Origin of the sequence: Mariprofundus micogutta (assembly GCF_001895085.1) — a bacterium.
GTDB classification, from domain to species: Bacteria; Pseudomonadota; Zetaproteobacteria; order Mariprofundales; family Mariprofundaceae; genus Mariprofundus; species Mariprofundus micogutta.
The window spans coordinates 1-1,541 of record NZ_BDFD01000048.1; the positions used below are offsets into that span (position 1 = coordinate 1).

The window sequence follows — 1,541 nt, forward strand, 5'->3', positions numbered from 1 at the left end:
TTCGTTTCCACTGTGATCACTCCTGTTTTTTCCTCCAACTAAATCATTAGCTGGGGATACTACAGGGGGGTCAAATTTGGACGCTGATTTACCCCTCTAGGGGGTCAATTTTGAACGCTGAATAACACAGAAAGGGGATTGATGGCGCTTTTCACGATAGCGACCTTTTACGATGCTTCCACCTTTTATTTGTAGCTCTGGATAATCATATAAACAAAGCGTTTCCATCGCGTGATAGAAGCGGCTGTAATGCACAAAAGCGTAAGGAGGGTCAGCATAAACGGTTCCTCCGTTTAGCTTCTTAAGGCAATCTTTATAATCGAGTGTGGTAATAGAATGGTTTAGATCAACAACGTTTTCTTTAGACCAGTCGATTATCTGGCTTAACTTATTTTCAAAAATATTTTGTAATGTTTTCTGTCGATAAACATTGATATCAAGCATAGAGGATTCGGTTTTTGCATCTCTATACTGCGCATAATGTCCTGTCCCTTGGCTGCTATACGCCATAGCATGAAGTAAGATAGACATCGTAAGCGCATATTCTGCCTGTTTAAATTCACCGCTTTTTACGCGCTTATCAATCGCTTGTTTTATCGCATCAATCCAAAGGCATTGTTCACCACTCCACCATGTGCCTGAATAATTCTTCACAAAAAGATGATAGTGATGGCGAAAACTTTGATTGATGAGCGTTCTATTGCGCACTTCAATTTCGTTAAAATCTTCGAGTGAACTAAAGCCTTCATAATCTATATCAATCGTTATTTTTGACTTGGCTTTTTTATGATTGGCAGTCGCGTCTTGAATAAGCGATTCAATATCAATGAGTTTAATGGGCTTCAAATAAACAGAAGCAATGAGCGATGAGTAGTTCTGAATATCATTAGAAAGAATGGGATAGGTAGCTCCTAACGCACCTGACAGGCTCGCAGCTCCGCTAAATAAATCGCAAACAATACCATCATTGTAAACTGATTGAATTGATCCAGAGACAAAATTAATGATCTTAGCCTTTGATCCCATATATTTTATGAGTTGTGGATAGATCCTGGGAGTAACGAATTCTTCTCCTAGAGAGTAATCTATGGTTGCTAACGTGGTCATTTCAATCGGTTCCCCTAGAAGCATGTCGAACTCTCTCAAGTTAGTGTGCGCATTCCGACGATGCCGGCCCCCCCGCAAGGGTGAGAAAAACTGCTGAACGGAGGCTACTATGAGGGGTGCTTTTTCGCCGTCAATAGTGCGTTCTTTTTTCGCACAAATTAGGGACTTGAATGTTGAGATTATGTTTTTGGCTAAAGGGGCTAAAAGCGGGTTAAAGGGGATGCTCCCTTTAACTGGAAGCCTGCAGTCATTTCACCTGTTTTCTAACTCACCGGATATATCACCCTCAGCCTGATCCTGCGTTTTTACACATGTATGGTCCGCTCCGTTTTAGCAAGGATAAATTGATGTAGTAACAAAGGGTTGGTTGCGCACATGTATCCGGCCTGTTGGTGAGGCACTGTTGCCTCTGGCCCCGATGGAAATCCGCACAT

Annotated in this window: 1 protein-coding gene; it reads right to left on the bottom strand. The window is 41.9% G+C overall.

All coding sequences use genetic code 11. From position 1 onward, the window contains the following. Positions 1 to 96: 96 nt before the first annotated feature. Complete coding sequence (locus MMIC_RS12355; RefSeq protein ID WP_171966514.1) at positions 97 to 1,107, bottom strand: DNA adenine methylase; 1,011 nt, start codon at positions 1,105 to 1,107, stop codon at positions 97 to 99. Positions 1,108 to 1,541 lie beyond the last annotated feature (434 nt).